Consider the following 25,395-nt stretch of genomic DNA (forward strand, 5'->3'; position numbering starts at 1 on the left):
ACGGATTCTCCTACCGGCGGAAGGCGGCGGCGCCGGCCGCGGCGATCGCCACGGACAGCACCACGACGACCGTCAGCGCCCCCAGAGGGTTGCGGTGCCGTACGGGCGCGATCGCGCGCATGGCCGGCACGCGGTGGACCGCCGGCTTCGACGGCGACGGGGTGGGCCGTGGCGTCGCGCGAGGCCGGGGGGACGGCATCGCGGCGGGCGGCCTGGGCGCGGCCGCCACCCGATGAGGAGAGTGCCGAGGTGCCGGCCTTTCGGGCACCCGTGGCGGTGGTGGCGGCTCGGGGGACGGCGGCGGCTTCGGGGAGGGAGCGGGCTGCGGCACGGGCGGCGGCACGGGCGTCGGCGGCGTGCAGGCGGGCCCTCCGACGCCGACCTCGGCGTGCAGGCCGACGATCACGTTCACGTCGACGCAGACACCCACCCGCAGGCCCGGCCCGTCAGGATCGCCTACCTTGACGGCCGCCTTGGCGGTCGTCCGCACCATCCCTCCGGCTTCCGGCCGCTTCGACGCCGCCGTGTCGCCCGCCGTGTCGCCCGCCGTGGCCGCGCCCTGCCGGACGAGGGCGGCCGTACGGGCACCGGCGATCGCGGGGCGCTCGGGCCGCACCGGCGCGGAGAACGCGGCGGCCGGCATGACGCAGGTCAGCGCGGCGCAGGTGGAGACGACCGCGACGGCCACGCGCGGGCTCGCCGTCCTGCCCATGTCAGCGGCCCTCGGGGATCCGCTGGAACTCGTGCAGGGCGCCCACGAACGCGTCGGGCTTCACCGCCAGGCCACCGCTGAAGGGGTGGGAGATGTTCCAGACGAGGTAGACGCCGACGCCGAGCAGGACCGCCATCGCCATCATCGGCACGAGCGTGAGCCCCCGGGGCCGGGCCCCGGCCAGGAACGGGAAGACGACGACGATGACGCCCGTGAGGATCGTCAGCAGGAAGACGCCGGGAGGCAGCGTGGTCTCCGCGTCGGCCGCGCGCTGCCGGTGGGCGGCGAACAGGTCCGCCATCCGCTCCTGCACGGCGTCCCTGGCGTCGCGGGCCTCGTCGGTCGTGACCGGCAGTTCGCTCACGCGGGCACGCAGCGACTCCAGTCGCGCCGTGCCCTCGGCGCCGAGATGTCCGGCCGCCATCTGCGGCCACTCGTCGTCGATCACGTATCTCGCGTACTCCCGCAGTCCCTCGCGCACCTGGGCGGCGTCGGGGGCGGGGAGCGGCGCGGCGGCCCAGTAGGCCTCCACGAGGGCCTGGGTCTCCGCGTAGGTGTTCTGCCGGGCGGAGTCGGCCGAGGTCCACGGCACGACGATCGCGATGGCGAACACGAGCAGGAACAGCGAGGAGAGCATCGACCCGGCGTGCCCGGCGGACGCGCCGCCGGGATCGCGATCGTCGGTGCCCCGGCCCAGCGCACGGAACAGAAGGGCCGCCACGGCCACCAGCCCGACGGCCGCTGCGACCGCGAGTACGCCTAAGAGCATGGCATCTCCACAGACACTTTGCTGATTACTTGTGGTGACATGACTATCACAACAAGTAATCATTGACCAGCGAAGACGGGCAAATGACGGCGCGGCCTGCCCCACGAGCGGCAACGGGCCGTGGCAGGATCGGCGCGGAGGTGAGCGCATGCGCGTCGTGATCGCGGGTGGACACGGGAAGATCGCCCTTCGGCTGGCACGCCTGCTGAGCGATCGGGGCGACGCCCCGGTGGGGCTGATCCGCAACCCGGACCAGGTCGCGGACGTGGAGGCGACCGGCGCCGAGGCGGTGCCGTGCGATCTGGAGCGGACCACACCGGAGGATGTGGCCGAGATCCTGCTGGGAGCCGGAGCCGTCGTCTTCGCCGCCGGAGCGGGACCCGGCAGCGGCGCCGCGCGCAAGTTCACGGTGGATCAGGGCGCCTCGGTGCTGCTCGCCGAAGCGGCGGAACGAGCCGGGGTGTCCCGCTTCATCCAGATCTCCTCAATGGGCGCGGGATCGCCGCCCGCGCCGGGGCGCGACGAGGTCTGGGCGGCCTACATCACCGCCAAGACGGCGGCCGAGGAGGACCTGCGCGCCCGCCCGCTCGACTGGACGATCCTGCGGCCGGGGCGGCTCACGGACGAGCCGGGGACCGGCCTGGTGACGCTGGCCGACCCACCGCTTCCCTCCGGGGCGGTGCCGCGCGACGACGTCGCCGCCGTGATCGCCGCGCTGATCGACGCGCCGGAGACGCGGCATCGCGTCCTCGAACTCATCGGCGGGGCCGTGCCCGTCGCCGAGGCCGTACGCCTCGTGCTGATGCGGTGACGAGCGGGATCCGCGTGAGACCATTATCCTCGCCGTCCGCTACGGCAAGAGGGTCTAAATACCCAATCGGGCACTAAGTCATCTCGTTACGGAAAAATCCCGAAAACGGGGGTTGCAGACCTTGACGCCCATTTGGGGGTGACGAAGACTTCCTTCGACCTCGCGTGATCCACTCCGGGCCGGCCCCCCTCGCCCGGAAGGCACGCCAGATGGAGGAAACCCGATGAGGAGCTCTCCCCGCAGGGCGCGACGCTACGCCGCCGCGCTCGCACTCCCCTTGGCGCTCACCCTGAACGCCCTCCCGGCGCTCGCCGATCCCTCTCCTGATCCGGCCCCGCCCGACCGGGCGTCCAGCACCGCACAGAACGGCGTCGCGCTGATGCGCATCGTCGTCCCTGACCAGTCGGCGGTGGACAGGCTGTCCTCCATGGGCGTCGACCTGGCCGAATACAGCAAGCCGGTGGACGGCGGCATCGAGGTGCACGCCGTGCTCAGCCCCGAGGAGGCCCGAGGCCTGCGCGACCAGGGCTTCGACGTCCGCGACTCCATATCGGACCAGAGCGACTACGCGGCGAACGTGGCCGAACGGCGGCAGGCGCTCGCCGCCGCGGCCGCCGACGCGGCGGAGACCGACACGCTCACGCCGCTGCGCGCCGAGTGGTTCACCAGCCTCGACAACCAGCGGTTCCTGTCGGTCGAGGTGAAGACGAGCGCGACGGACGCTCAGACCGTCCTCACCGCCACCTGGGACAGCGGCTCCGGCACCGCCCCCGACTCCGGCGGCACGGCGACGATGTCCCGCTTCACCGACGCCGGGCAGTACATGTACCACCGGTTCAGCTCGCCGCTGCCGATCACGGAGGCCCCCACCCAGGTCACGATCACCAGCAACCGGGGCGGCTCGATCACCGTGCCGGTGACCAAGTGGCTGGGCGAGCCGCGTAAGACGCCGACCAAGCACTACGTGCAGGACTTCGTCGACCACTACATGGACCCCACCGAGGTCACCAGCCGGATCGTGTGGCTGTCCAAGCAGTTCCCTAAGATCTCGGAGGTCATCGACCTCCCGTACAAGACGAACGGCTACCGCCGCCAGGCGCAGGCGCAGTTCGGCACGGGCTCGGGGAGCGCGCTGGCGAGCACGTTCTACGTGACGTCCAAGGCGTACGGAAGCGAGGGCGGCAACGACGTCAGCGTCGCGCTGGTGAACCCCGGGACCGCTTCGGCCCCGCTCTCGGTCGCCGTCAACGGCAAGGACGTCGTGGTCAACCTGGCCACGGACGCCTCCGGCGCGGTCGGCAGCACGGCCGCCCAGGTGGTCGCCGCGCTGAACGGCGACTCCGCCGCCTCGGCGCTGCTGACCGCCGCCCTCTACCGGACCGGCACGGGCACCGGAGTGGTGGCCGCGGCTCCGGCGACGAAGCTGACCGACAACCTGAAGGCGCCGGCGAGCGTCTCGCGTCAGCCGTTCCAGATGAAGGCGCTGCGCATCGGCAAGAGCCGGGACGGCTCGAAGACGGGAGTGTTCCTCTACTGCCAGGAGCACGCCCGCGAGTGGGTGACCCCGCTCACCTGTGTGGAGACCGCCGAGCGGCTGCTGCGCAACTACGCGCTCGACGCGGACACCAAGAAACTGGTGAACAACCTCGACATCTTCATCGTGCCGACGATGAACCCCGACGGCGCCCACTACTCGATGTACGACTACAACATGCAGCGCAGGAACATGGTCAACTACTGCGCTGCCGACGGGTCGGACCCGGGGCGGCGCAACTCCTGGGGCGTCGACCTCAACCGCAACTTCTCGGTGGGCAGCGTCTACGACGGATACAACGGCGGCTCGACCACCTGCACCAGCGACACCTACGCCGGGCCTGCCGAGCTGTCGGAGCCGGAGACGCGCAACGAGGTGTGGCTCACGGAGAAGTTCCCGAACATCAAGTTCGCGATGAACACCCACTCCTACGGCGGCTACTTCATGTGGCCTCCCGGGGCGTACAAGACCGCCGGGCGGGAGGCGCTGCCGCGGCCGGACCTCGGCACCGAGCAATACTTCTGGAACGCCTCCAACCACATCCTGTCCGCCGTCCAGGGCCGGCGTGGCACGGCGATCTGGCCGGGACGCACCGGCCCGGTGATCGACGTGCTCTACTCCGCGGCCGGCAACAGCGCCGACGAGTTCTGGTACAACAAGGGCATCATCGGCTGGGACTTCGAGGTCGGCGCGGACGTCTACGACCCGGCGGCCAAGCAGTACCGCGCGGTCGGCTTCCAGCCTCCGTTCGAGGAGGGCCACGAGGAGGCGATGGAGTTCTCCAACGGCCAGATCGGCATCCTCGAGGTCGCCCAGATGTACCAGAAGGACAAGCAGAAGCCCGAGTCGAAACTCGTGGTGGCGGGCGAGACCGACGGCTCGACGACGTTCACCTTCACCGTGGACGAGCCGGCGAACGTGTACTACACCCTCGACGGCAGCCGGCCGACGCTGAGCTCGCCCAAGCTGACCTCTTCGGGCATGCGTGAGGGCGCCGCGAAGATCTCGGTCGACAAGACCACCGAGGTGCACTGGTTCGCCATGGACCTCGCGGGCAACACCGAGAACGGCTACAAGCCGGACGGCAACGGCAAGAAGTACAACACGCAGACCGTCACGGTCCGCGAGGCTCCGGTGCTCCCGCTGACCGTGACCGCCTCGTCCCGTTGCATCGGCACCTCGGCGTACGTCGCGGTGACGGCCGTCAACGACTCGGACGCGCCGGCGACCGTGACGCTGAACACCCCGTACGGCACCAAGACGGTGGCCGACGTGGCTCCGGGCAAGCAGGCCTACCAGTCCTTCAACACCCGGGCCGCCCAGGTCGACGCCGGCAAGGTCACCGTGACCGGCACCGGGACGATCGGCGGCAAGCAGGTCACCACGTCCTACGACGCCGCCTACACCGCGGCCGGCTGCCGCTGAGCGGCTTACACCGCGGTCAGCCGCCGATTTGGCACAACCGGGGCCGGCCCGCCGAACGGCGGGCGGCCCCGCCCCCCATAAATGGAGCGAACATGAAAATCAACAGGACCACCCAGCTGCTCGCCGCGGCCGTGCTCGGCCTCGCGCTCTCCGGGGCCGCGCTGGCCGGTCCCGCGCTGGCCGACGACAACCCCGGCAGCGGCATCGACGTGTCGGTGAAGATCGAGCCCATCACCACGCCCGGTCAGCTGTCGATGACGGTGGCCGACAACAACGGGGTGTCCCTCACCGAGAACGGTTCCGACGCCGCCGCCCGTCAGTTCACCGGCACGCTGCCGACGGTCACGGTGTCCGACACCCGCAACCCCGAGGACATCCCCGCCGGTGAGTTCTGGGCGGTCGTGGGCCAGTCGAGCCAGTTCGTCGCGACCGACGACCCGGCCAAGACCATCGGCCCGCAGTACCTGGGATGGAAGCCGCGTCTGCTGAGCGACTCCTCCACCGGGGCGGTGTCGGCCGGTGAGCCGGTCTCCAGTGTCATCTCCGACGGCACCGGAGCCCCCGAGGTGGGTCTGCAGGGTCAGGAGCTGCTGGTGTCGACCGCCAACTCCTCCGACGAGATCGGCACCTCGAAGGTCAACGCCGACCTCGCCCTGCGCACCCCGGTCGACGTCGCCGCCGGCGAGTACCACTCCACCCTGACCCTCTCGCTGTTCAACCAGACCTGACCCGAAGGCGGGACACCACCGCTGTGAACGTCCGGACCGTGTGCGTATCCGGCCCACGGTCCGGCGTCGCCGCCGGAGCCACCTCCGTCGTTCCCGTGAGGTCTCGATCCCGCGGCGGTCACCGCGCCGCGGGCATGGTCTCCGGCCGGATGCGGGTCCAGAACGTATTCGTGCCGCGTACCGGACAAGGTGACTCAGGGTTAGGAAATCCTGACTTAGCGGATCGTTGACCGGGCGGTCAATCAGGCAGACCGTCGGGTCATAGGTCACCTCTCCCGTACGGAGGCACGGATGGATCTCACGAGATCGTTGTCCGACATCGTCGCCCTCGTCGCCGGTCTGGTCGCGGTGCTCGCGCCGTTCTTCTGGGCCGACGCCCAGGGGGCCACGCAGCCACTGCTCGTCCTCGGCGCCCTGCTCGTCGTATCCGCCCTGTGGTCCATCCTGGGTGCGGGCGGCGCCAGCTCGTGGGTGACCGCGGCGTTCGGCGCCCTGCTGTTCGTCTCTCCCTGGGCGTTCGGCTTCGACGGCGACGCCGCCTCGGCGTGGACCGCCTGGATCACCGGCGCCGTCACCGTCGTCGTCGGCCTGCTGACCGTCCTGCAGGTGCGCGGCCGGACGACTGTCGCCACCTGACCCCACCGGCCCTCGGCCACCCGCTCCGACCCGCGCCCCACCTACCCCGTGCGGCCCCGCCGCCCGTCGCCTCTCCCGGCGACCGGCGGCGGGGCCGCACGCGTTTCCGGCCCTTCCTGGTCAACAGGGCGTGGACAGGGGGCCTCGCCTGCGCCCGGACCAGAGTCGCGCCTATCACCCCTTAGGCGATATGTCGCCCCTTGACTTTGGCGCGATCTCCGCTCAATCTGTTGCGCATAGCGCTTCCTGTTCCACTTTACGAAACTGGAACCTTCGGATGATTCCTGCGTGTCCCCTCGCCGCCCTGCCCAGGGGCGAGGCCCTCCGAATCGAGACAGATCCCCCGATCGCCGTCTTCCACACCGAGGACGGCGAACTGTACGCGGTGGACGACACCTGTACGCACCAGGACGCGTCGCTGGCGGACGGGTGGCTGGAAGGATGCGAGGTGGAGTGCCCCCTGCACGCGTCGCGCTTCGACCTGCGCACGGGCCGGGTGGACGCTCCCCCCGCGAAGCTGCCGGTGCGGACCCACCAGGTGGTGGTCCAGGACGAGACCGTCTACGTCGTGCCGTCGGAGCTGCCGCCGAACCTCCCGCCCGGCGTCCGCACCGGGTCGGCCTAGACGTCGTGAGGGTGCCGTGAAATCCGTCGCCATCGTCGGCGCGTCGCTCGCCGGGCTGTCGGCGGCCCGCGCGCTGCGCGCCCAGGGGTTCGGCGGGCGCCTGATGATCGTCGGGACGGAAGCGCACCGCCCCTACGACCGGCCCCCGCTGTCGAAGGAGTTCCTCGCGGGCCAGATGACGACGGCCGACCTCGCGCTGGAGGCCGACGGCGAGGACCTCGACGCCGAGTGGCGCCTGGGCGTCGCCGCCACCGCACTGGAACAGGGCGAACCGCTGCGGATCACGCTCGCCGACGGCTCCGTGGTCGAGGCCGACGGCGTGGTGATCGCCACCGGTGCGATCGCCCGCACCCTCGGGACCGGTATCGGGGACAGCCTCGCCGGGGTCCACACGGTGCGCACGATCGAGGACGCGTCGGCCCTACGGGCCGATCTCGACGCCGCGCGGCGGCTCGTGGTGATCGGGGCGGGCTTCATCGGCGCCGAGGTCGCCTGCGTCGCCCGCACGCTCGGCCTCGACGTGACGATCGTCGAGGCGGCGCCCGCGCCGTTCGCCCGCGCGCTCGGGCCCGAGATGGGCGCCGCGCTCGCCGGGCTCCACGAGGACCACGGGGTGCGCCTGATCTGCGGCGCCGCCGTACACGCCCTGACCGGAGACGGCCGCATCGACGGGGTGCTGCTGGAGGACGAGCGCCGCCTGGACGCCGACGTGGTGCTCGTCGGCATCGGCGCGCGGCCGGCGGTGGACTGGCTCGACGGCAGCGGGGTGAAGATCGGCGACAGCGTCGTCTGCGACAGCGGCGGTGCGACGAGCGTGCCGGGAGTCGTCGCGGTCGGCGACTGCGCCGCCTGGTTCGACCCCGCCCTCGGCGTCCACCTGCGCGTGGAGCACTGGACGGGCGCGGCCCGGCGTCCGGCGACGGCCGCGCGGACGCTGCTGTCCGGCGGCGCCGCCGTGCCGGACGGCCTCGCACCGCCCTACCTGTGGTCCGACCAGTACGGCATGCGCGTGCAGTTCGCCGGGCACACGCTGCCGGGAGACGAGGTGAGCGTCGAGGAGGGCGACCTCGCGTCCCGCCGCTTCCTGGCCGTCTATCGCCGGGAGGGCCGGACGGTCGCGGTGCTCGGTATCGATCAGCCGCGCTCGTTCACCCGGTGGCGCCGCCGCGTGAACGAGCCCGCCGGCGCGCGATGAGCGCCGTCGCGTCCCGTGGCCCCGGTCATCCCGCGTGGCCGAGACGGTGACTGATGTCGTCGGCGCCCGCGACGAGCACGGGCGCGAGCTCGCGCATGCGCTCCTCACTGAATCGGTAGGCCGGTCCGGAGGCGCTGACGGCGGCCACCACCTCGCCCTCGTACGAGCGGATGGGCGCGGCGATGGCGTTCAGCCCGATCTCGTACTCCTCCACCGTGACCGCGAAGCCCCGTCGCGCCGCCTCGTCGAGCTGCCTGCGCAGTTCATCGGCGTCGGTCACGGTGGCGGGCGTGAACCGCTCCAGCCCGGCGGCGGCGATGAGCCGTTCCCTGTGCCGCTCGTCGAGATGGGCGAGGAGCACCTTGCCGCTGGACGTGGCGTGCAGGGGGTGGGCTGGCCGACCCAGTTGTGCGCGGTCACGGCCGCCCGGCCGCGCACCTGGTCGAGGTTGATCGCGTAGTGGGACCGTGCAACGGCGATGTTGACGGTCTCGCCGATCTCCTCGGCGAGACGCCGGCACACCGGGCGGCTCTGCTGGACGAGGTCGAGCCGCGCGGCCACTCCGGCGGCCAGCCGGACGACGCCGAAGCCGAGGCGATACTTGCCGCGGTCCTCCGCCTGCTCCGCGAGGCCGCGCGCCTCCAGGGCGCCGAGCAGCCGGAACGCGGTGGACTTGTGGACGCCGATCTCCGCGGCGACCTCGCTCACACCGGCCTCGCCCCGCTGGGAGAGGATCTCCAGGATCGTCACGGCCCGGTCCACCGACTGGACGCCGCCGCTGCCTTCGGGCCGTGCGGCGGTCTCGTCGGCCCCCGCGGGCTCGGGGTCCGATCCATGACGTTGCGGATGCCGCACTCGATTGCGCATATCAATATCATCCTGCCCGGGAGGCGGACATGTATGACTTTGTCATCGTCGGTGGTGGATCCGCGGGGAGCGCTCTCGCGAACCGGCTGTCGGCCGACCCCGCGAACCGCGTGCTCGTGCTGGAGGCGGGCCGTCCCGACTACCTGTGGGACGTGTTCATCCACATGCCGGCCGCGCTGATGTTCCCGATCGGGAGCCGGTTCTACGACTGGAAGTACGAGTCCGAGCCCGAGCCGCACATGCACGGGCGGCGGATCTACCACGCCCGGGGGAAGGTGCTCGGCGGGTCGAGCAGCATCAACGGCATGATCTTCCAGCGCGGCAACCCCATGGACTACGAGCGCTGGGGCGCCGATCCGGGCATGGAGACCTGGGACTTCGCGCACTGCCTGCCGTACTTCAAGCGGATGGAGAACTGCCTGGCGGCCGACGACGCCGACCGCATGCGCGGGCACGACGGGCCGCTGGTGCTGGAGCGCGGCCCGGCCAGGAATCCGCTGTTCGGGGCCTTCTTCAAGGCCGTGCAGCAGGCGGGCTACCCGCTGACCGACGACGTGAACGGCTACCGCCAGGAGGGCTTCGCGCCGTTCGATCGCAACGTGCGGCGCGGGCGGCGCCTGTCGGCCGCCCGGGCGTACCTCCACCCGGTCATGGACCGCCCGAACCTGACCGTCAAGACCCGCGTGTTCGTCACGAAGATCCTGTTCGAGGGCAAGCGCGCGGTCGGCGTCGAGTTCGACGGCAAGCGGGTGCGGGCCGGCGAGGTCATCCTCTGCGGCGGCGCCATCAACTCCCCGCAGCTCCTGCAACTGTCCGGCGTGGGCGACGCCGACCACCTGAAGGCGCACGGCGTCGACGTGGTCCACGACCTGCCCGGCGTCGGCGCGAACCTCCAGGACCATCTGGAGGTCTACGTCCAGTACGCCTGCAAGCAGCCGGTCTCGATGCAGCCCGCGATGAAGTGGCGCAACCGGCCGATCGTCGGCGCCCAGTGGCTGTTCCTGCGCAAGGGCCCCGGTGCGACCAACCACTTCGAGGCCGGCGGCTTCGTGCGCGGCAACGACGACGTCGATTACCCCAACCTGATGTTCCACTTCCTGCCCGTCGCCGTGCGGTACGACGGCTCGGCCCCGGCCGGCGGGCACGGCTACCAGGTGCACATCGGGCCGATGTACTCCGACGCCCGCGGCACGGTGAAGATCAAGAGTGCCGACCCCCGGGTGAAGCCCGCGCTGCGGTTCAACTACCTGTCCACCGAGCAGGACCGCCGCGAGTGGGTCGAGGCCGTACGGGTGGCCCGCGAGATCCTCAACCAGCCCGCGCTGGACGCGTTCAACGGCGGCGAGCTGTCCCCGGGCCGGGAGGTCGAGACCGACGAGCAGATCCTCGACTGGGTGGCCAGGGACGGCGAGACCGCCCTGCACCCCTCCTGCACGGCGAAGATGGGCGTGGACGAGATGTCCGTGGTCGACCCGCTGACCATGGGGGTGCACGGCCTGGAGGGCCTGCGGGTCGTCGACGCCTCGGTCATGCCGTACGTCACCAACGGCAACATCTACGCCCCGGTGATGATGGTCGCGGAGAAGGCGGCCGACCTGATCCTCGGCAACACTCCCCTGCCTGCCGAGCACGTGGAGTTCTACCGCCACACGGCGAGCAAGTAGGGGTGACATGAAGGACCTGTACATCGGCGGGCAGTGGCGCGACGCGGCCGAGGGCGGCCGGCGGGAGATCCGCTGCCCGGCCGACGAGGAGCACGTGGCCACCGTGGCGGAGGCCGGCCGCGCCGACACGGAGGCGGCGATCGCGGCGGCCCGCCGCGCCTTCGACGAGGGCCCCTGGCCGCGCACGCCCGAGCGCGAGCGCGGCGCGCTGCTGCTGCGCGTGGCCGCTCTGCTGCAGCGGGACAAGGCCGAGATCGCGCGGGCGGAGTCTCTGGACACCGGCAAACGCCTGGTGGAGAGCGAGTACGACGTCGACGACGTGGTCGCCTGTTTCCGCTATTTCGGCGGCATCGCCGGGACCGACGCCGGACGGGTGGTCGACACCGGCCGCGCCGACGCGATCAGCCGCGTGGTCTACGAGCCGGTCGGGGTCTGCGGTCTGATCACGCCGTGGAACTACCCGCTGCTGCAGGCCGCGTGGAAGGTGGCGCCCGCGCTGGTGGCCGGGAACACCTTCGTGCTCAAGCCGAGCGAGCTGACGCCGTCCACGGCGATCATGCTGATGCGGCTGCTGGAGGAGGCGGGGCTGCCGCAGGGCGTGGGCAATCTGGTGCTCGGGGCCGGCGCGGAGGCGGGGGCGCCGCTGGCCGAGCACCCCGGGGTGGACCTGGTGTCGTTCACCGGCGGCCTGGCGACCGGACGGTGGATCATGGCCGCCGCCGCGCGGACGGTCAAGCGCGTCGCCCTGGAGCTGGGCGGCAAGAACCCGAACATCGTGTTCGCCGACGCCGACGTCGACACCGCGGTCGACTTCGCGCTGACGGCCGTCTTCCTGCATTCGGGCCAGGTCTGCTCGGCCGGCGCCCGGCTGCTGGTGGAGGACTCCGTCCACGACGCGTTCGTGGACGAGGTCGTACGGCGGGCCGAGCGCATCAGGCTGGGCGGGCCGTTCGACCCCGAGGCCGAGACCGGCCCGCTGATCTCCGCCGGCCACCTGGCCAAGGTCGAGGCGTACGTCGAGGCGGGCGTCGCCGAGGGCGCGAAACTGCGCTGCGGCGGCCAGCGGGTGGACGGCAAGGGCCACTTCTACCGGCCGACCGTGCTGGACGACTGCCACCGGGAGATGCGGGTGGTCCGCGAGGAGTCGTTCGGGCCGGTGCTGACGGTCGAGCGGTTCTCGGGCGAGGACGAGGCCGTCGCGCTGGGCAACGACACCGACTTCGGCCTGGCCGGCGCGGTGTGGACGACGGACGCGGGCAAGGCGCAGCGGGTGGCCGCGCGGCTACGGCACGGCACGGTGTGGATCAACGACTACCACCCGTATGTGCCGCAGGCGGAGTGGGGCGGGTTCAAGCAGTCCGGCGTCGGGCGGGAGCTCGGCCCGACCGGTCTCAACGAGTACCGCGAGATCAAGCACGTCTGGCAGAACACCGATCCCCGCCCGCAGCACTGGTTCCGCCCCTGAATCAGGCGTCCCGCCCGTACGCGGCGAGGAACTTCCCGATGCGCACGTCCATCTCGGGGGGTGCCGCGAGGGGAAGGGTGTGATGGGTGGCCCCGGGCAGCACGGCCGTCTCCACGCGGGGCAGGAGCGCCGCGGCGGAGGCGGCCACCCGGCCGATGTCGTGCGCTCTGCTGTGCTCGGCCAGGAGGAGCAGCACCGGGAGCCGCAGCGCGCGCAGCGTCTCCGGGCCGGGGCGCGGCCCGGTCAGTGGCCGGGCGGCCGGGAAGTCCGCGGCACGGTCGTAGAGGCGGAGCCACGTCTCGTCCAGCGCCGCGCCCCGGGTCTCCCAGTCGAGGAACGCGCGGCGTCGCCGTACGGTCGGGCGTAGCAGCATCGGCAGGGCGCGCAGCAGGTAGCGGCGGGAGAAGCCGGTGAAGCAGTTGGTCGGGTCGGCCAGCACCAGCGCCCTCACCCTGCCGGGCGCGTGCGCCGCGTAGTGCAGCGCGCTCCACGCCCCGTAGGAGTGGCCGCACAGGGAAACCGACGAGGCGCCGAGCCCGTCGAGCACGGCGTCGAGCCAGGCCGTCATGTCGTCGAGCGCGCGGATCGCGCGCTCGCCCGCGACGCTGCGACCCGCCTCGCCGACGGTGTCGACCGCGTGCACCCGGTATGCCGCGCCGAGCGCCGTCGCCGTGGCGGACCAGACGGTCGAGGTGGTCCCGCCGCCGTGCAGGAGGACGACCGGCGGCGCGTCCGCGGGCCCGACGGAGTTGACGTGGGTCGTGCCGTAGGGCGTGCGGATCTCGGCCTGCTCTGTTGCGGCGGGCCAGCGCGCCGCCAGAACCGCGTCGTAGGCCGAGAGAAACGCGTCGTCGGTGCTCTCCACGACCGCCTCCAAAATAAACTCGCTGAGCGATAATCTCGTTGAACGAGATAATAGGAGGTTCCATGTCGATCCGCGGACACGAAGGCCCGGAGATGGAGATCTTCCATCTGCTGCGGGCGGTCGCGGTGGAGTACGGCCTGCGCCAGGCCGACTTCGCGGCCGGGCACGGCATGCACGTCACCGACGTGCGGGCGCTCATCTGCCTGCTGGACGCGGAGCGGGCCGGCACCGGCGCCACCGCGGGGTTCCTCGGCGCGGGCCTCGGCCTGAACTCGGCCGGCACCACGGCGGTGATCGACCGCCTCGAACGGCTCGGCCTGGTCAGCCGGGTCCGCGACGCAAAGGACCGGCGCCGGGTCCTGCTCAAAGTCGAGGATCGCGCCAAAGAGCTGGGGTGGAGCCATTTCGGCCCGCTCATCGACAGGACGGTCGGGGTTCTGTCCGGTTTCGACGAACGGCAGACGGCCGCCGTGCGGCTCTTCCTCACCACGGCGCTGGACGCGTTGACGGCGCGGGGCCGATGACCCGGTGCGGGGAGCATGCTGGGGGCATGGAGGTGTCCGTGCGCTTCGCGCCCGAGCTGTGGATCTTCCTTGCGCCGCGCAACCGGCGGCCCGAGGTGCGCCTGCCGTACGACGGGACGTCCTCGCTCGGCCACGTGATCGAGTCGGCCGGCGTTCCGCTGACCGAGGCCGGCGACCTGACCGCCGGGGGCCGTCCGGTCGTGCCGGCGTACCGGCCGGGCCCGGACGAGGTGGTGGAGGTGCGGCCGGTGCGCAGGCCGCAGACGGTGGCGGACTGCCGGTTCGTCCTCGACGTCCACCTGGGCACGCTGGCACGGCGGCTGCGCCTGGTCGGGCTGGACACGGCTTATCACAACGACATGGACGACGACGCCCTGATCGAGCAGGCCAACGCCGAGGACCGGGTGCTGCTCACCCAGGACCGCGGCATCCTGCGGCGCCGATCGCTGCGGCTCGGCGCGTACGTGCGCGGCGCCCGGCCCGACGACCAGTTCCTCGACGTGCTCGACCGCTTCCGGCCGCCGCTCGCCCCCTGGACCCGCTGCACGGCCTGCAACGGGCGGCTCGCGCCGGTCGGCAAGGCCGAGGTGGAGGATTCGCTGGAGCCCGGCACCCGGCGCAGCTACGACGAGTTCGCCCGCTGCCTCGCCTGCGGCCGGATCTACTGGCACGGCGCCCACGGCGGCAACCTGTCCGCCGTCGTCGACCGCGCCCTCTCGTTCATCTCGCTCGCCGGTTGAGTCTCCTCCAAGGGGAGACGAGAGGGTGGGGGCATGGACGGCACGCTCTACTCGATCGGCGAACTGGCCCGGCGTACCGGATTGACGGTCAAGGCGATCCGGTTCTACTCCGACCGCGGGATCGTGCCGCCGACCGGCCGCAGCCCGGCCGGCTACCGCCTCTACGACACCGGCGCCGTCGCCCGGCTGGACCTCGTACGGACGCTGCGCGACCTGGGCGTCGGCCTTCCCGCCATCCGGAAGGTCGTGAACGAGGAGCTCTCGCTGACCCAGGTCGCGGCGGCGCACGCCGAGGCGCTCGCGGTGCAGATCCGGGTGCTGCGCCTGCGGCGCGCGGTGGCGACGGCGGTGGCGCGGCGCGGCTCCACCACGAAGGAGATGGATCTCATGCACAGACTTGCCCGGCTGTCCGAGGACGAGCGACGACGCCTGATCGACGGCTTTCTCGACACGGCCTTCGGCGGACTGGACGCCGACCTCGCGGGAATCAGGCGCACGATGACCCCCGAACTGCCGGACGACCCCGCGGACGAGCAGATCGACGCGTGGATCGAACTGGCCGAGCTGGCCGCCGATCCGGAGTTCGGCGCGTTCATGCGGCGCGTCGCGGAGCAGCATCTGGCCGACCGCGCTCCTCGCAGCGTCCCGCGCCCCCACGCGGTCGCGATCGTCCGCGACCAGGTCACCCCCGCCCTCGCCGCGGGCGTCGGCAGCGCCTCCCCGCGGGCCGGCACGATCGTCGCCGCCGTCACCGCGCGATACGCCGACCTCTGCGGCCGGCCGGACGACGCCGCCCTCCGACGCCGGCTGCTGACCCTGCTGGAGACCGCCCGCGACCCGCGCCGCCAGACGTACGTCCGGCTTCTCGCGGTGGTCAACGGCTGGCCGCCCCCGGACGACCCCACCCCCGCCCTCGCCTGGTTCGCCGACGCCGTGCGCGCTCACGCTTCGTGAGACGCGCCCCGGCCCCTTCTGCAAAGATCACTTCGACTTGCCCCCGCGTGCTCCGGAGTGTCCGCCATGACCGCTGGCCGCTCAGCCCCCGCTGAGGTGTTCTCCCACTATCGGGAGCTGCTGAGCGAAGAGCCGTGGCTGGAGACGGCCGTGTGCTGGACGGTCGTCGTCCCGCACGACCACCGGCCGTTCTCCGTCGCCGACATCGGAGCCCGGGTGAGCGGCGGAAGCCCGCACGGCGCGCACGGGGCCGCACCGCTGGAGGCGCTCCCCTACTACGACGGGGGCAGTCCGATGTCGGCGGCGCCCGCGGGCTCGGCTGTGATGCTGTTCGAGAACAACGGCTTCCTGGGCAGCCTGCCCGAGGTCCTGCGCCGGCTCAGTCGTGACGGCCGGGTGTGCGGCGTCTACTGGAACGTGGAGGGGAACAACAAGCTCAGTTACGCGGCCGACGGACGGGTGCTGGTCTCCCTCGACGCGATGTTCAGCGAGGAGTGGGACGACGACGACTTCGCAGGACTGGAGCCGGAGCTGCGCGTCATGACCGAACTGCTGGCCGGGGACGAGGAGGACTGGCAGGCCGGCGCGATGACCGTGGTCGAGTTGGTGACGGGTGTGCGGCTCACCGCCGAATGGCTCGCCGGGGCGCATCCCTACCTCACCTTCCAGTGGCCCGTGGCGACGGAGCCGCCCTCGCCCGAGGAACTCGCCGAATACCGGAACGACCCGGAGGTGAAGCTGAGGGACGCGGTGCGGGCCGCGCCGCAGTCGCGGCAGTTCGCCGCTCTCGCGCACGTGGCAGAGCTGCTCGCCGACCGGTTCCGCCTGGGCGAGTTCCCCGTCGTACGGGACGTCCTAGCCGACCTCGCATCCGGGCGGTGCGCGGGGGAGCAGCGGGTCGTGGAACTGCGTGAGCGGCTCGTGGCGCCGCTGGCCCGGGAGTTCCACGACGGCGATGACAGCGATGACGACGCGGACGACATGTCGTTCGAGCAGGACCCGGCGTGGCAGCGGATGCAGGCGGGGATCGCCCTGCAGATCGCCGCACGCGGTCCGGAGGGCACCACCCCGGCGTTCGACCCGCTCATGGTGTTCGACGCCTACCACCACGCCGGTCTGGCCCTGGGCGACGACTGGCCGGCGGTCCGCGAGACCGTCCGTGCGATCCTGTCCGGCGCGGTCGCCTAACGGTGCCGTCCGTGGCTACGCGTCGTCGTCGGCGTCGTCGATCGGGCGGCCGAACGTGACCGCGTCGCGTACGGCCGCCGGCACGGTGGAGCGAAGAGGCGCATCGGGGCGCAGGCCGAGCGCGTCGTTGACCGTCGAGAACGCCACGCGGAGCGCCACGAACACGGTGATCGCGAAGATCTGGGCATCGTCGAAACCGGCGTCGCGCAGCTCCTGCACATCCGCCGCGGTGGTGCCGTTGGGGTCGCGCGCCACCTTACGGGCCCACGCGGCCATGGCCCGCTCGCTGTCGCTCAGGCGGTCGTCGACGCCTGCGAGCACCCCGGCGGCGGTCCGCGCGTCGCTCGCCTCGGCCAGCCTGCCTCCCCACACGAGTGAGCAGTAGGAGTCGCCGAACGCCGACGCGCACGCGGTCACGAGGACGGACCGCTGACGCAGGCTGAGGCGGTCCCCATCGTTCACCTGCCGCAGCAGGGCGAACAGCCCGGTCACCGTCGCCGGCTGATAGGCCCACAGGCGTGAGACGCCCATCACGTACCCCACATCGGCGATGTCCTCGTCGAAGAGCCGCCGGGCCTCGGCGGTGACGTCGGGGACACCAAGGAAACCGATCCTGTCCGTGGTCTTCACTTCATCGATCGCCGGCTCGTTCACGCCACCAGCGTCGCCGTCCGCCGGCGCCGGGTCATCCGTGCGATGCACGGATCCTTCCACGGACGCGGTCTCCGTGCCGCGTCGTATCGCCGAGCGCCCCTGCCGAAGGACAATGCCTGCATGAGGCACCATGGGGGCGGCCTGCCCGATCGGCTGGCCCGCGCCGGTGTCACCGAGCGCGAGGCCGAGATTCTCTGGGCGGTCGCCGAGCGGTTGCGCAACCGCGAGATCGCCGAGCGGCTGCACATCTCGGTGCGCACCGTGGAGAGTCACATCGCCGCCCTGCTGCGCAAGCTCGGCGCCCCGGACCGGGCGGCGCTGGCGGAGACCGGTATGCGACTGCGACGTGCCGACCGCGCGGGCACCGCTCTTCCCGCGCCCCTGACCAGCCTCGTCGGCCGGACCGGCGAGACGAGCGAGCTCGTCGCGCTGCTCGGCTCCCATCGCCTGGTCACGCTCATCGGCCCGGGCGGCGTGGGCAAGACCCGGCTCGCGCTGCATGTGGCCACGGCCCACGCCGAGCGGTTCCCCGGCGGCGTCCGGCTCGCCGATCTCGCTCCGGTGGAGCCGGAGTCGGTCGGCGACACCTTCGCGCGGGCCTTGGGCATGGTGCCGGAGCCGGGCTGGCCGTTACGCGACATCCTGCGGGAGGTCGCCGCGGAGACGGGCTGCCTGCTGCTCGCGGACAACTGTGAGCACGTCGTCGCGGAGGCCGCCGAAACCGTGGCCGATCTGCTCGGCGCCGGCGGCCCGCTGCGGGTGCTCGCCACGAGCCGCGAACCGCTCGGCGTCCCCGGCGAGGTCGCCTACGAGGTGCGGACGCTGGACCTCCCCGCCCCGCACGCGCCCGAGCGCGCCGAGAGCATCGCGCCCTACGACGCCGTACGCCTGTTCGTCGACCGGGCGACGGCAGCGTCGCCCGGCTTCACCCTCGACGACGCGGTCGCCCCGGCCGTCGCGGCGTTGTGCCGGCGCCTCGACGGGCTGCCCCTGGCCATCGAACTGGCCGCGTCCCGGCTGCGCACCTTCGGGCCGGTCGAGCTCGTGGAGCACCTCGACCGTCGCTTCGAGCTGCTGTCCGCCGGAGCCCGTACCGCCCCGCCGCGGCATCGCACCCTGCGCAGCACCATCGACTGGAGCTACCGGCTGCTGGACGACGACGAGCGGGCCCTGTTCGAGCGGCTCGGCGTGTTCCCCGCCGACTTCGACCTGACGGCCGTGGCGTCGGCTTGCGCGGACCTCGGTGCCGACGCCGTGACGACGCTGCTGCCCAGGCTGGTGGACAAGTCGCTCGTCTCCCCCATCGGGCACGGCACCCGGCGTTACCGGCTGCTCGAGACGATCCGGGCCTACGCCGCTCTGCGGCTGGCGGACTCCGGCGGCGAGGCCGCCGCCAGGCGCCGCCACGCCGCCCACTATCTCGCCCTCGCGGAAGAGGCGGCCGAGCGGCTGCGCACCTCCCACCAGCGCGTCTGGCTCGACCGCATGACCGCGGAGCAGCCGAACCTGCGGGCCGCGCTGGCCCACAGCACCGGCACCGGCGACGTCGAGTCCGCCTGGCGGATGATCGCCGCGCTGCGGCGGTTCTGGGATGTCACCGGCCGGCGCCGCGAGGCGCACCGGTGGATCCGGCAGGCGCTGGTCGTCGCCGACCCGCCCGCCACACCCGCCGTCGTCGCCGGGCTCACCGAGGCCGTCGCGATCCTGGATTCCCGGGACTCCCGGGCCGCGTTCGGCCTCGCCCGCGAGGCGGCGAGACTGGCGGCCGGCCTCGACGGTCTCACCCGCGCCAGGGCGGCGCGCGCGGTGGGGACGACCGCGATGTGGGTGCGGCCGGAGCTGGCCGTGCCGGCGCTGGAGGAGGCGCTGGCCGGGGTTCGGCGACGAGCACCCGTGGGACAGCGCGCTGACGATGCAGGGGCTCACGACCGGCACCGGCGACCTGTCCCGGGCGCTCCGGTGGGGGCGGCAGAGCGTCGCGTCGTTCCGCGCGGCCGGCGATCACATGTACGCCGCCAACACCCTGTTCATCATGGCGCAACGGTCGATGTCCACCGGTGTCGCCGACGACGAGGTGCACGGGTGGCTCACCGAGAGCCACGCCCTCGCCGAGACCGCCGGCAGCGAGGCGGACCTGGCGCACGCGACCGTCGGCTTCGGGCAACTGGCGTGGCTGCGCGGCGACCACGAGCGCGCCGCCGGACTCATGGGCGAGTGCCTGCCCACCCTGCGCCGCCTGGGCGACCGCCGCTGCACCGGCCGGGCGCTGTACTTCCTCGGTGAGCGGGCGTACGAGAAGCGGGAGCGGGCCCGCGCCGAGGAGCTGCTACGCGCCGGCGTCGAGGCCGTCGCGCTCGCGGGTCAGTCGTCGGTTCTCGTGTCGGCACTGGAAGCCCTGGCGGCGGTGTACGCCGCGCAGGACCGTCCCCGGAGCGCGGCCGTGCTTCTCGGCACCGCGCACGGCGTGCGCGAGGCGGCCGGAGCGCACATGCGGCCCGTCCGGCCGCCCCGCCGGGAGCTGCGCGACGCCCTCGTACGGGCCCTGGGCGCCGAGTCCTTCGCCCGCGCTCACGACCAGGGCCGGCGCCTGACGCCCGCCGAGGCGCTGCGGCTCCTCCCGCCCGGCGAACCCGGCCCGATGGACGGCGGACGTCAGGAGGCGACGGAGTAGGAGGTCAGCTCCTTTTCGAACCAGTCGATGGTGCGGCGCAGGCCGGTGACGGGATCAACGCGGGGACGCCAGCCGAGCCGCTCCTCGGCGAGCGAGGTGTCGGGACGGCGGACGGCGGGGTCGTCGACGGGCCGTTCGACGAACCGGATCTGGGAGGACGAGCCCGCCAGGTCGCGGATCGTCTCCGCCAGCTCGGCCATCGACATCTCGGCCGGGTTGCCGATGTTCACCGGCCCGGCGAAGTCGCTCTCGGCGAGCGCGAGCACGCCGTCGATCGTGTCGTCCACGTAGCAGATCGACCGCGTCTGGCTGCCGTCGCCGGTCACGGTGATCGGCTCACCGAGCAGCGCCTGACGGATGAACGTGGGGATCGCCCGGCCGTCGTGGGGCCGCATCCGCGGGCCGTACGTGTTGAAGATCCGCACGATCGCCGTGTCGGTCCCCCGCGAGTCGCCGTAGACCGCCACCACGAGGGAGTACTGCGCTGCTACGGGCTGACCATTGCCTGGTACACGGTGCTGCTGACCCTGTCTCGCGATGACGGCATGTCAGGAAGGTCACCTGCCCTCGTGACACTCGGGACCGACATCATGTCTCCCATGACCTGTCGGGTACGCGGTAGAAGGTGCGAGTCGCCATCCACCAATCCCGGTCGGCGAAGCGCCCCGTGATGCGACCCATCATGCAGAGCATGAGGTGCACCTCCCACTCAAGGTCACTGTCGTAACCGAGCTCCAGCCCCTGCGTGTAAGGCCGGTAATCGGGGAGGCTCATGTATCCGCCTTGCTCATGCGGTGGTGTGACATCACCGGCTGGCTCCCCGTCGTAGTACATGTACAGCGGAGAAATTCCCTCGCCCACTTCACCTACGAACTTGATTTGGAAGACGCGCCGCTTTCCCAGATTGGGAATCGCAGGGTGGCTCGAACGCATGCCGAAGATGAAGACGTGTGTCCAGCCGGGCGCGTGCGGCCCAATCCAAATAGCCTTCTCCGGTGGGCCTTTATATGTTCCCGCTAGCGTCTGCAGATCGCACTCCAGACGCGAGTCCGAGTCTACCCGGAATCGTCGGGACAGTTCGTCGGGATCGTCGCTCTCCACCCACAGGGCATGGAAGCCGAGCTGGAGCCCGTGCCCGTACTCGACCAGCAAGTCCCATTGATTCTCCGCCGGGAGTGCCTGTTCATGGTTCATCATGCTACGCGTCCTCGCGGTGCCGAGTTGCACTTGTTGGATCATGGGGTTGCCGAGAATCGGCATCTTCGGCAACCCCATGATCTTTCTACGAACTCTTAGTTCTCGATTTTCACCCAGAATGGGCTGTCGCTAACCTTTGTGATGGTGTTGACGGGGTCGTAGTCAAGGAGGCGATAGTGACCGTAGAAGGCTTTGAGCGCATCTCCGTGTGCCTGATTATGAGCCTCCCGAACCCCAAGAATCGAGTAGTTGATTTTATCCTTCAGGGCTCCCTGTTCCGTGGACGCGAAGGGATACTCGTCGCACTGCACGTTTCTGTAACCGTATTGCTGGTACACCTCTCTGCTGTAGTACCTACAATAGGTTCCCCCGTAAGGCAACTCGTAGTTGTCCTCCGGGACCGAGAACGGAGTTCCAGAGAATACCGCCCGATTCTTTTTGTAGACGCCCTTGGCCGCTCTCCAGAGAGGCGCCCCCTCCGGGGTGTTCGGGGAGGCGGCATAGTTGCCTGGGATGACTTTCGACAGTTCGTTGCCCAGCGGTCCCTTGACGGGCGGACGGCTCTTCACCCGCCCATCGGTTGTATCTCCTGGACGATACGGTGGGTAGGTGCCGGCGTTCGTCGCCGGATTAGGTGGATTTAGCCAGACGTCAGAAACGCACGTCAAGATCGACGGAGCGTGATCAACAGCCGGGGCGACAGGACGACAAGAATAAGGAAAAGGCCCGTTGAAAGTGGGTGACCCATCGCCCTGTGATCATCTGCACAACACGGGCAGTCACTACGGCGCGTCACTCTCACGGGACATGTTTGAGAAGGTCGTCAACTACCTGAGTGCAGCGACGCAATCTTCTCACTGGTCCGATTTGTCGTCATAATGCGCGTGTGTCCCCTCGTCGTTACCCCTCCGACCTCACAGATGCGCAGTGGGAACAGATCCAGCCCTTGCTGCCGGCACCCAGCACGGACGGGCGCCCAGAGAAGCATCCCCGCCGTGAGATCGTGAACGCGATCCTCTACCTGGTGCGATCCGGCTGCCCCTGGCGATACCTGCCCACGGACCTGCCGCCCTGGCAGACGGTTTATTGGCACTTCCAGCGGTGGGAGCAGGCAGGAGTCCTCGCCACACTGCTGTCCGAACTGGGCATCAGGGCCCGCCCGCAGACCTTCCTCGGTGCCGACGATGCAAGCACCGCACGCGATGACGTCGCCAAGAAAAACGGGCGGAAGCGTCTCATCCCCGACTTAACCCGGTCACTGGTTGCCCTCTCAATGATGGCCGCGGGTTTCCGGGAGCGCGACTGCGTCGAGCAGGTCATGCTTTCGGTGTTCTGACAGAGCCGGTCTGGCGTATTCTATCCGGTCCCGTCCGCGGATTTACGGCCACGCAGTGAAGCCGCCAGAACACGCATCGCCGATCTCAAACACTGTCCCCTATCCGTGGGAGCGTAATCAGAAGTGATTCGCACCACATTCCGTCTCGGCACGCCGGTGGCGACGTCCCGAGGGAGACGGGGATGAACTGCGCACCCACGGCGCCCATCGCCGCCCCGGGAGTCCGGGGCGGCGGGGTCAGGAGGCGGCCGAATAAGAGCTGTTCAGCTCCTTGTCGAACCAGTCGATCGTGCGGCGCAGGCCGGTGACCGGGTCGACGCGGGGACGCCAGCCGAGCCGCTCCCCGGCGAGCGAGGTGTCGGGACGGCGGACGGCGGGGTCGTCGACCGGCCGCTCGACGAACCGGATCGGGGAGGACGAGCCCGCCAGGTCGCGGATCGTCTCCGCCAGCTCGGCCATCGACATCTCGGCGGGATTGCCGATGTTCACCGGCCCGGCGAAGTCGCTCTCGGCGAGCGCGAGCACGCCGTCGATCGTGTCGTCCACGTAGCAGATCGACCGCGTCTGGCTGCCGTCGCCGGTCACGGTGATCGGCTCGCCGAGCAGCGCCTGACGGATGAAGGTGGGGATCGCCCGGCCGTCGTGGGGCCGCATCCGCGGGCCGTACGTGTTGAAGATCCGCACGATCGCGGTGTCGGTCCCGCGCGAGTTGCGGTAGGCCGTGGTCAGTGACTCGGCGAAGCGCTTGGCCTCGTCGTACACGCTGCGCGGGCCGACCGGGTTGACGTTGCCCCAGTACGTCTCCTTCTGCGGGTGCTCCAGCGGGTCGCCGTACACCTCACTGGTGGAGGCGAGGACGAGCCGCGCACCCTTCTCCGCGGCGAGCCCGAGCGCGTGCAGCGTGCCCATGCTGCCGACCTTCAGCGTCTCGATCGGATGGCGCAGATAGTCGGCGGGAGACGCGGCCGAGGCGAAGTGCAGCACCAGGTCGACCTGGCCCGGCACGTGGACGAACCCGGTGAGGTCGCAGTCCACGAGCCGGAACGCCGGCCTCCCGATCAGGTGCTCCACGTTGCGCGGCGACCCGGTGAGGAAGTTGTCCAGGCAGACGACCGCCGCACCGCGCTCCACCAACCGCTCGCACAGGTAGGAGCCGAGGAACCCGGCTCCTCCGGTGACCACGACACGGGATCCCTTCACCGCACTCCCACTCCTCGCAACCTTCTGACCGCGTCGAGAACCTCCGGCACGCCGATTTCGAGCAGGCCCTCCGAGGGCCGGTCGCCGTGCGGATCGCCCCTGCGCCCCGCCCACAACGCGATGTGCGGGCGGCCCGGCGGCGGCCCCCACAGCGCGGGCGGCACCGGGCCGTACAAGATGACCGAGGGCGCGCCGACGGCGACGGCCAGGTGCGACATGCCCGTGTCTCCGCAGACGACCAGCGCCGCGTGCGCGGTCAGCGCGGCCAGCTCGGGCAGGTTCGTACGGCCGGCCAGAACCGACTCCTCCGGCAGGCCGGCGAGCGCGGCGACGTGCCGGGCGAGCGCGATCTCGGTCACGCCGCCGGTGACGACGACCCGGCGGCCCTGGCGGGCCAGTTCGGCCGCCACCTGGGCGAAGCGGTCCGGCGGCCACTGCCGCGCCTGGAAGGCCGCCCCCGGATGGATGATCACCTCTCCGCCGGACAGCGGGCTCGGCCCCGGGTCGCCCAGCGCGAGATCGTCGGGGTCGGCCGGGATGCCGTACCACTCCAGCAGTGAGCACCACCGCCGCCGCTCGTGCGTCTCCGGCTCCCAGGCCGGGCCGTCGGAGCCCGGCACGTTGGGGTGCGCGTGGGTGAGCAGGCGGCCCGGCCGGGTGCGGCGCAGCGCCTGGATGCTCTCCGGGCCGCTGCCGTGCAGGTTGACCGCGACGTCCGGCGACTCGTACGGCACCGGCCCGGGGCCGGACACGTCGAGCACCTCGTCGACGCCGCCGATCAACGGCAGCAGCCCGCCGAGATAGGCCGGAGTGGCCAGCACGAAACGGTGCCCGGGATACGCCCGCCGCAGCGCCCGCAGCGCGGGCACCGAGGCGAGCAGGTCGCCGAGCCCGAGCCCGCGCAGGGCGAGCAGGACCGGTCTTTGCGAATCTTCTACGGCCATGACGTCTCCGTGGAGGCGGCGACGACCAGCTCCCTGACCTCGCAGCCCTGCGGCTGGCCGAGCGCGAACAGGATCGCCGAGGCGACGTCCTCCGGCTGGTTCAGCCGGGCGTCGGGACCGGGCTTGTACTGGTCGGGACGGTCGTTGAAGAAGTTCGTCCGCATGCCGCCGGGAATCAGCAGCGTCACCCCCACCTGCCCGGCCAGCTCGGCCGCCAGCGCCCGGGTGAAGCCCACGACGCCGAACTTCGAGGCGCAGTACGCCGTCGCGTCGCTGAGCGCCCGCACCCCGAGCGTGGAGGCGACGGTGACGACCTTGCCGCCGGACGAACGCAGGTGCGGCAGAGCCGCCCGGACCACCGCGGCGGTCCCGAGCAGGTTGACCGCGATCACCCGTTCCCACTGCTCGGCGGCCACGTCCTCCAGCCGTCCGCAGGCGTCGATGCCCGCCGCCGTCACGACGCCGTCGAGCCCGCCCGCGCGCTCGGCCAGCTCGCGCACGGCCCGCTCGGCCTGCTCACGATCGGCCAGGTCGGCCCGTACCCAGTCGAACCCGCCGTCCGGCTCGTCGACGTCGACGACCAGCGGCCGTCCGCCGGCCTTGGCGACCGCCATGGCCGTGGCCCGGCCGAGGCCGGACGCGCCGCCGGTGATCAGTACGTTTCCCACCATTGTGGTTTCCCTTTCGACAG

The 25,395-nt window shown here is 71.5% G+C and carries 24 protein-coding genes and 2 pseudogenes; 15 read left to right on the forward strand and 11 right to left on the reverse strand.

Translation table 11 applies throughout. From position 1 onward, the window contains the following. Nucleotides 1–10: 10 nt before the first annotated feature. Both ACQPZZ_RS31555 and ACQPZZ_RS31560 read right to left on the reverse strand, forming a co-directional pair. A complete protein-coding gene (locus tag ACQPZZ_RS31555) occupies nucleotides 11–712 on the reverse strand; it encodes a hypothetical protein (protein ID WP_432925082.1) in 702 nt (233 codons plus the stop codon). 1 nt (nucleotide 713) lies between these two features. Further along, entirely contained in the window at nucleotides 714–1,481 is a 768-nt protein-coding gene (locus ACQPZZ_RS31560; RefSeq protein WP_432925084.1) for a hypothetical protein, read from the reverse strand. A gap of 148 nt (nucleotides 1,482–1,629) precedes the next feature. Here ACQPZZ_RS31560 and ACQPZZ_RS31565 point away from each other — a divergent pair, with 148 nt between their 5' ends. From ACQPZZ_RS31565 to ACQPZZ_RS31590, 6 genes are all read left to right on the forward strand, one after another. After that, on the forward strand, nucleotides 1,630–2,292 hold the full coding sequence (locus ACQPZZ_RS31565; RefSeq protein ID WP_432925086.1) for an SDR family oxidoreductase: 663 nt from the start codon (nucleotides 1,630–1,632) through the stop codon (nucleotides 2,290–2,292). Between the two features lie 223 nt (nucleotides 2,293–2,515). Next, nucleotides 2,516–5,251 (forward strand): M14 family metallopeptidase, encoded by a 2,736-nt coding sequence (locus ACQPZZ_RS31570; protein ID WP_432925088.1) that lies wholly within the window; start codon nucleotides 2,516–2,518, stop codon nucleotides 5,249–5,251. 92 nt (nucleotides 5,252–5,343) lie between these two features. Further along, nucleotides 5,344–5,979, forward strand: coding sequence for a hypothetical protein (locus ACQPZZ_RS31575; RefSeq protein ID WP_432925090.1), 636 nt, complete (start codon nucleotides 5,344–5,346; stop codon nucleotides 5,977–5,979). 291 nt (nucleotides 5,980–6,270) lie between these two features. Next, nucleotides 6,271–6,615: an SPW repeat domain-containing protein gene (locus tag ACQPZZ_RS31580; protein ID WP_363647376.1), complete on the forward strand. Its 345-nt coding sequence runs from the start codon at nucleotides 6,271–6,273 to the stop codon at nucleotides 6,613–6,615. Nucleotides 6,616–6,892: 277 nt separating this feature from the next. Further along, nucleotides 6,893–7,240 carry a bifunctional 3-phenylpropionate/cinnamic acid dioxygenase ferredoxin subunit gene (locus tag ACQPZZ_RS31585; RefSeq protein WP_432925092.1) on the forward strand — a complete coding sequence of 116 codons (348 nt, stop codon included), beginning with the start codon at nucleotides 6,893–6,895 and terminating at the stop codon, nucleotides 7,238–7,240. 16 nt (nucleotides 7,241–7,256) lie between these two features. Continuing rightward, nucleotides 7,257–8,435, forward strand: a complete 1,179-nt coding sequence (locus ACQPZZ_RS31590; RefSeq protein WP_432925094.1) for an NAD(P)/FAD-dependent oxidoreductase — start codon at nucleotides 7,257–7,259, stop codon at nucleotides 8,433–8,435. Between the two features lie 25 nt (nucleotides 8,436–8,460). On the opposite strand, the pseudogene ACQPZZ_RS31595 reads toward ACQPZZ_RS31590, so the two are convergent. Next, a pseudogene (locus ACQPZZ_RS31595) lies at nucleotides 8,461–9,302 on the reverse strand (IclR family transcriptional regulator). A gap of 29 nt (nucleotides 9,303–9,331) precedes the next feature. Here ACQPZZ_RS31595 and betA point away from each other — a divergent pair. Both betA and ACQPZZ_RS31605 read left to right on the forward strand, forming a co-directional pair. After that, nucleotides 9,332–10,966: a choline dehydrogenase gene (gene betA, locus ACQPZZ_RS31600; protein ID WP_432925096.1), complete on the forward strand. Its 1,635-nt coding sequence runs from the start codon at nucleotides 9,332–9,334 to the stop codon at nucleotides 10,964–10,966. Nucleotides 10,967–10,973: 7 nt separating this feature from the next. Continuing rightward, nucleotides 10,974–12,431, forward strand: coding sequence for an aldehyde dehydrogenase family protein (locus ACQPZZ_RS31605; RefSeq protein ID WP_432925098.1), 1,458 nt, complete (start codon nucleotides 10,974–10,976; stop codon nucleotides 12,429–12,431). A gap of 1 nt (nucleotide 12,432) precedes the next feature. Here ACQPZZ_RS31605 and ACQPZZ_RS31610 read toward each other — a convergent pair whose 3' ends face one another. Next, entirely contained in the window at nucleotides 12,433–13,296 is an 864-nt protein-coding gene (locus ACQPZZ_RS31610) for an alpha/beta fold hydrolase (protein ID WP_432925100.1), read from the reverse strand. Nucleotides 13,297–13,358: 62 nt separating this feature from the next. On the opposite strand from ACQPZZ_RS31610, the gene ACQPZZ_RS31615 reads away from it, so the two are divergent. From ACQPZZ_RS31615 to ACQPZZ_RS31630, 4 genes are all read left to right on the forward strand, one after another. Continuing rightward, on the forward strand, nucleotides 13,359–13,820 hold the full coding sequence (locus ACQPZZ_RS31615; RefSeq protein WP_432925102.1) for a MarR family winged helix-turn-helix transcriptional regulator: 462 nt from the start codon (nucleotides 13,359–13,361) through the stop codon (nucleotides 13,818–13,820). 26 nt (nucleotides 13,821–13,846) lie between these two features. Then, the gene (locus ACQPZZ_RS31620) at nucleotides 13,847–14,560 is read left to right on the forward strand and encodes a Mut7-C RNAse domain-containing protein (RefSeq protein ID WP_432925104.1); all 714 of its coding nucleotides are present in this window, start codon (nucleotides 13,847–13,849) and stop codon (nucleotides 14,558–14,560) included. Between the two features lie 33 nt (nucleotides 14,561–14,593). Beyond that, nucleotides 14,594–15,514: a MerR family transcriptional regulator gene (locus tag ACQPZZ_RS31625; protein ID WP_432925106.1), complete on the forward strand. Its 921-nt coding sequence runs from the start codon at nucleotides 14,594–14,596 to the stop codon at nucleotides 15,512–15,514. 66 nt (nucleotides 15,515–15,580) lie between these two features. Beyond that, nucleotides 15,581–16,702 (forward strand): DUF6461 domain-containing protein, encoded by a 1,122-nt coding sequence (locus ACQPZZ_RS31630; protein WP_432925108.1) that lies wholly within the window; start codon nucleotides 15,581–15,583, stop codon nucleotides 16,700–16,702. 15 nt (nucleotides 16,703–16,717) lie between these two features. Here the strand turns inward: ACQPZZ_RS31630 and ACQPZZ_RS31635 are convergent, their stop codons facing one another. Further along, nucleotides 16,718–17,356 (reverse strand): carboxymuconolactone decarboxylase family protein, encoded by a 639-nt coding sequence (locus tag ACQPZZ_RS31635; RefSeq protein ID WP_432925110.1) that lies wholly within the window; start codon nucleotides 17,354–17,356, stop codon nucleotides 16,718–16,720. A gap of 120 nt (nucleotides 17,357–17,476) precedes the next feature. Between ACQPZZ_RS31635 and ACQPZZ_RS31640 the strand changes: the two genes are divergently transcribed. Then, entirely contained in the window at nucleotides 17,477–19,639 is a 2,163-nt protein-coding gene (locus tag ACQPZZ_RS31640) for an ATP-binding protein (protein ID WP_432925113.1), read from the forward strand. Next, complete coding sequence (locus ACQPZZ_RS31645) at nucleotides 19,563–20,027, forward strand: hypothetical protein (RefSeq protein WP_432925115.1); 465 nt, start codon at nucleotides 19,563–19,565, stop codon at nucleotides 20,025–20,027. Before ACQPZZ_RS31640 ends, ACQPZZ_RS31645 begins: the two co-directional genes overlap by 77 nt. Here ACQPZZ_RS31645 and ACQPZZ_RS31650 read toward each other — a convergent pair. From ACQPZZ_RS31650 to ACQPZZ_RS31660, 3 genes and pseudogenes are all read right to left on the reverse strand, one after another. Continuing rightward, nucleotides 20,009–20,476, reverse strand: a pseudogene (locus ACQPZZ_RS31650) (NAD-dependent epimerase/dehydratase family protein); the annotation flags it as partial. The gene ACQPZZ_RS31645 and the pseudogene ACQPZZ_RS31650 sit on opposite strands and share 19 nt — an antisense overlap. A 139-nt stretch (nucleotides 20,477–20,615) precedes the next feature. Further along, the gene (locus ACQPZZ_RS31655) at nucleotides 20,616–21,302 is read right to left on the reverse strand and encodes a hypothetical protein (RefSeq protein ID WP_432925117.1); all 687 of its coding nucleotides are present in this window, start codon (nucleotides 21,300–21,302) and stop codon (nucleotides 20,616–20,618) included. 17 nt (nucleotides 21,303–21,319) lie between these two features. Next, nucleotides 21,320–21,793, reverse strand: a complete 474-nt coding sequence (locus tag ACQPZZ_RS31660; RefSeq protein ID WP_432925119.1) for a NucA/NucB deoxyribonuclease domain-containing protein — start codon at nucleotides 21,791–21,793, stop codon at nucleotides 21,320–21,322. Nucleotides 21,794–22,110: 317 nt separating this feature from the next. Between ACQPZZ_RS31660 and ACQPZZ_RS31665 the strand changes: the two genes are divergently transcribed. Next, nucleotides 22,111–22,560 carry a transposase gene (locus ACQPZZ_RS31665; RefSeq protein ID WP_432925121.1) on the forward strand — a complete coding sequence of 150 codons (450 nt, stop codon included), beginning with the start codon at nucleotides 22,111–22,113 and terminating at the stop codon, nucleotides 22,558–22,560. A 237-nt stretch (nucleotides 22,561–22,797) separates the two neighbouring features. Here the strand turns inward: ACQPZZ_RS31665 and ACQPZZ_RS31670 are convergent, their stop codons facing one another. Genes ACQPZZ_RS31670 through ACQPZZ_RS31680 form a run of 3 tightly spaced genes read right to left on the reverse strand, consistent with a single transcriptional unit; the run spans nucleotide 22,798 to nucleotide 25,375 of the window. Next, nucleotides 22,798–23,760 carry a UDP-glucuronic acid decarboxylase family protein gene (locus ACQPZZ_RS31670; protein WP_432925123.1) on the reverse strand — a complete coding sequence of 321 codons (963 nt, stop codon included), beginning with the start codon at nucleotides 23,758–23,760 and terminating at the stop codon, nucleotides 22,798–22,800. Next, nucleotides 23,757–24,704, reverse strand: coding sequence for a glycosyltransferase family 9 protein (locus tag ACQPZZ_RS31675; protein WP_432925125.1), 948 nt, complete (start codon nucleotides 24,702–24,704; stop codon nucleotides 23,757–23,759). The genes ACQPZZ_RS31670 and ACQPZZ_RS31675 overlap by 4 nt, the downstream gene beginning before the upstream one ends. Beyond that, nucleotides 24,695–25,375, reverse strand: a complete 681-nt coding sequence (locus ACQPZZ_RS31680; RefSeq protein WP_363647347.1) for an SDR family oxidoreductase — start codon at nucleotides 25,373–25,375, stop codon at nucleotides 24,695–24,697. Before ACQPZZ_RS31680 ends, ACQPZZ_RS31675 begins: the two co-directional genes overlap by 10 nt. Nucleotides 25,376–25,395 lie beyond the last annotated feature (20 nt).

Origin of the sequence: Microbispora sp. CA-135349, assembly GCF_050947365.1 — a bacterium.
GTDB lineage: Bacteria > Actinomycetota > Actinomycetes > Streptosporangiales > Streptosporangiaceae > Microbispora.

Coding starts and splice junctions, on each gene's coding strand:
- ACQPZZ_RS31555 (WP_432925082.1), bottom strand. CDS start 712: ATGGGCAGGACGGCGAGCCCGCGCGTGGCCGTCGCGGTCGTCTCCACC.
- ACQPZZ_RS31560 (WP_432925084.1), bottom strand. CDS start 1,481: ATGCTCTTAGGCGTACTCGCGGTCGCAGCGGCCGTCGGGCTGGTGGCC.
- ACQPZZ_RS31565 (WP_432925086.1), top strand. CDS start 1,630: ATGCGCGTCGTGATCGCGGGTGGACACGGGAAGATCGCCCTTCGGCTG.
- ACQPZZ_RS31570 (WP_432925088.1), top strand. CDS start 2,516: ATGAGGAGCTCTCCCCGCAGGGCGCGACGCTACGCCGCCGCGCTCGCA.
- ACQPZZ_RS31575 (WP_432925090.1), top strand. CDS start 5,344: ATGAAAATCAACAGGACCACCCAGCTGCTCGCCGCGGCCGTGCTCGGC.
- ACQPZZ_RS31580 (WP_363647376.1), top strand. CDS start 6,271: ATGGATCTCACGAGATCGTTGTCCGACATCGTCGCCCTCGTCGCCGGT.
- ACQPZZ_RS31585 (WP_432925092.1), top strand. CDS start 6,893: ATGATTCCTGCGTGTCCCCTCGCCGCCCTGCCCAGGGGCGAGGCCCTC.
- betA (WP_432925096.1), top strand. CDS start 9,332: ATGTATGACTTTGTCATCGTCGGTGGTGGATCCGCGGGGAGCGCTCTC.
- ACQPZZ_RS31605 (WP_432925098.1), top strand. CDS start 10,974: ATGAAGGACCTGTACATCGGCGGGCAGTGGCGCGACGCGGCCGAGGGC.
- ACQPZZ_RS31615 (WP_432925102.1), top strand. CDS start 13,359: ATGTCGATCCGCGGACACGAAGGCCCGGAGATGGAGATCTTCCATCTG.
- ACQPZZ_RS31620 (WP_432925104.1), top strand. CDS start 13,847: ATGGAGGTGTCCGTGCGCTTCGCGCCCGAGCTGTGGATCTTCCTTGCG.
- ACQPZZ_RS31625 (WP_432925106.1), top strand. CDS start 14,594: ATGGACGGCACGCTCTACTCGATCGGCGAACTGGCCCGGCGTACCGGA.
- ACQPZZ_RS31630 (WP_432925108.1), top strand. CDS start 15,581: ATGACCGCTGGCCGCTCAGCCCCCGCTGAGGTGTTCTCCCACTATCGG.
- ACQPZZ_RS31640 (WP_432925113.1), top strand. CDS start 17,477: ATGAGGCACCATGGGGGCGGCCTGCCCGATCGGCTGGCCCGCGCCGGT.
- ACQPZZ_RS31645 (WP_432925115.1), top strand. CDS start 19,563: ATGGGCGAGTGCCTGCCCACCCTGCGCCGCCTGGGCGACCGCCGCTGC.
- ACQPZZ_RS31655 (WP_432925117.1), bottom strand. CDS start 21,302: ATGGGGTTGCCGAAGATGCCGATTCTCGGCAACCCCATGATCCAACAA.
- ACQPZZ_RS31675 (WP_432925125.1), bottom strand. CDS start 24,704: ATGGCCGTAGAAGATTCGCAAAGACCGGTCCTGCTCGCCCTGCGCGGG.
- ACQPZZ_RS31680 (WP_363647347.1), bottom strand. CDS start 25,375: ATGGTGGGAAACGTACTGATCACCGGCGGCGCGTCCGGCCTCGGCCGG.